A 3,195-nucleotide genomic window follows, 5' to 3' on the forward strand; every position below is an offset into this window, starting at 1 on the left:
CAATAGCATCTCATTGTTGTTATTGATAATCTGCATGTAATCCTCTTTTTCTTCATCGCTTGCATACATCATCAGTCCGGAGAAACCGACAATGGCATTCAATGGTGTACGGATTTCATGACTCATATTGGCTAAGAAAGCAGATTTAAGCTTGTCTGATTGTTCGGCATGCATCTTGGCTATCTGTAGTTCCTTAATCATCTCTTCACGTTCGGTTACATCATCTACGCGGATGACGATGCCATCGGCTGTACCATCTTCAAGGAAAACAGGAGTTCCATATACTTCGACAACGTGTGCATTGTCAAGCTTGAATTTGATGAGTTCTGTCTGACGGGATTGGAAAGCACGTGTTAATATGCACTCTTCACACGGTGAGGTCCTGTTGTGAGCACTTTTATAACAAAATTCACCCTGTTTGTAGGCCTCGAAAGACAGACTTTTTGAACAGGAAGAGATATTTTCCCACTGCACGCGATAGTCACGGCTGATATATGCTAATCCGGAATTGGTATTGTTGAGTACTAATTCATTTAGGGTGACTAATTTCTTTAGTTCTTCTTTATTCTTCAGTAATGTCAGCTCTGCTTGTTTATGTGCATCTATGCAGATGGTCATACCAAACATATATTTATAGGGAGCATCATTCAGGGTGCTTGTTTCGAGCATACCACGGGTTTGCCACCATTGATAAACTCCATCACCGTTTAAATCGAGCTGGTATTCCACTTCCCAAATGCCATTTTCCTGTTCGACGATGGCTTGTAGGGAATCATTGAACTTTTGTCTATCGTCAGGATGTACGCAGCTCAGGAATTTCTCTACTGAGCAGATATCTGAAGCCTTTTTGGTAACTTCATTGAACCCTTCGCCAAAACTTATCCTGTTTTTGTCCGGTTCAAAGAACCAGGTAAAGGCGTTCATGGCTCCCAAAGTAATTGACAGAATCTGTGCACGGCGTTTAAGTTCGTTTTGCAGACTTTGATCCCAGCGGGTATTCAGCAATAGACGTTTTCCATCATCTTCGATAACGCTCTTACGCACGATTGTATCATAGCTGCGCCCATCTTTCAGGTTTACCCGTTCCAGACCCAGATAAGGAGTACCGGTATTGAATACCTCAAGATCCGTTTTCTGAATACGTGCCACCTGTTCTTCGTCCATGACATCGTAAGTTGTCGTATCTTCGCTTGTACCGAACATACGTTTACTTTCTTCATTACAGAATACATAACGGAAGTTGTCTTCTATATCTTTGATATGGATGGAGAGGGGGAGGTTATTCAATATCTTATCCAGAAGTTGTTTCTTTTTATGGATGTCTGTGTTGTTTTTACGGGTACCTACATATTTTAGTACCTGTCCGTTTTCGCTATAAGAGTATGGTGAACCGTTGACGAAGCAATATTGCCATTCGGAAGAACCGAATAGCTTGATACGTCCTTCGAATGAGAATGCGAAGTCTTCACCTGCACTCATTCTTTGCATTATGTTGACCATTTCTTTACGTTCGTCAGGATGAATCGTCTCCAGATAGAGGTCCATTGACACCGGACGTGACTTGTCATATCCATTCAGAGGCTCGTTGTCACTGAAAAACAGCTGGGAATTAACATCAAACTCCCAAAGCATAATATCTGCTGTTTTTATAGCCATTTCTGTTTTCAGGCGGCTTTGGCGAAGCATTTCCTCTTTCTCCAAAGACTCTGTGATGTCTTCCATAATGATGACATAACTTGCCAGTTCTCCATTCGAGTTATGAATGGGTTGTCCATTACATTTCAGGTGACGAATACCGGTATAGACGGTAGTGATGTATCCATCTACTTTTCCAAAATCATACGGGAAAGAAGTGAATATGGGTAATCCTGCTTTTATTGCATTTTTTATTTCATCGGTCACCACCGGACTGTCGTATATGTTTGGATGGCTTTCTGCCATCTCTTCCATATCTGTCCCGAATATCCGGCAGAAACGTTCGTTGAAATACAGGATTTTTCCTTCAGCGTTGTAGACAGCTACTGCTACCGGAAGTGAGTTGAGGACAGTCATGCTCTGGTTATAAAGACTATCATATTGCTGCTGTAGTTTAACATGTTCGGCAATATCGTTTGCAAGTGAGTGTTTCTGTTCTTTTTCCATGCGTTTGAGCTGTTATTTATCTAAGTTCGTAAATACACACATAAAGATGCATTTATACAAGTGAAAAAAATACTGGCTAAGGATTGTTAATTGAGAAATGCTGTGCGTGCCGTTGTGTTTGTTGCATGAATCATCCTACAACGAATACATTCGTCTTGTATAAACAAATGCTGCATGATGACATGCTGCATAGCTGAGTTAGAAAGCTGGCTGAGACGATTTTCTATCATACTCTGTTGCTATTACTTGAAATGACTTATTTCAAGGCGCAAACATAGATAAAAAAAATCATTTTCTATCTTCCTATTGGCAGAAAAATTTCGAAGACTATCGGGATATTTTTTGGTATGCAATTCTGGGTGTCCCATTTGAGACGTAAACCGTCCCGCAGCGGATGAATCCGTTGCGCACAAGGAGGTTTTGCATGATAATATTGTCTTTATGCGTATCTGCACGTAAGCTTGGATATTGCTTGGCGCACCAGTCTAAACAGATATCGCCGATGCCTTTGTAACTTCCGTCGGAGGCGATGCGGTGAATCACATAATAGGGATCATCATTCAACCAGGCTCCGTCTTCGATGATGGCATAAAAGGGATCGGGACTCGGAACAAAACAGAATGTTCCGACGATTTTTCCATGTTCATCTTCACACGCATAGCAATGTCCGTCGGTGATTTCTTTGGCAATCAGTTCACGTTGTGGGTAGCCATTGATCCACTGATTTCCGTTTCCTACAGATGCCATAAATTTGCGGGCATGATCGAATATCTCCATCAGGCGGTCTAAGTCTGAAAGCTGGCTGGGACGAATTTGTATCATATCTGTAAACCTGTTAAGTTGCTTATTCCGGAATACAAAAGTACATGATTATTTTGATAAATGATAATTTATCACTCTATCACTCTTTTCTTTTTCCTTTCATTAGAAATTCTTCAAAGAATGTATCGCGGTAGCTGTTACCTATGGCAATCTCATAATTACCTATATAAATGTCATTGTTATCAAATGAATCGATGTGACGGGTATTGACGATATAGGACTTGTTTACCC

The 3,195-nt window shown here is 40.9% G+C and carries 2 protein-coding genes and 1 pseudogene; all 3 read right to left on the minus strand.

Annotated elements, in window-relative coordinates; all coding sequences use genetic code 11:
• Positions 1–2,142: PAS domain-containing protein (locus tag QZ379_RS12435; protein ID WP_291565383.1), on the minus strand; the 2,142-nt coding region annotated here is incomplete at its 3' end.
• 327 nt (positions 2,143–2,469) lie between these two features.
• Entirely contained in the window at positions 2,470–2,964 is a 495-nt protein-coding gene (locus QZ379_RS12440) for a GNAT family N-acetyltransferase (protein WP_118223134.1), read from the minus strand.
• A gap of 79 nt (positions 2,965–3,043) precedes the next feature.
• Positions 3,044–3,195 (minus strand): annotated as a pseudogene (locus QZ379_RS12445) (DNA-binding response regulator); the annotation flags it as partial.

It is taken from the genome of Bacteroides sp., from assembly GCF_019417265.1.
Lineage (GTDB): Bacteria > Bacteroidota > Bacteroidia > Bacteroidales > Bacteroidaceae > Phocaeicola.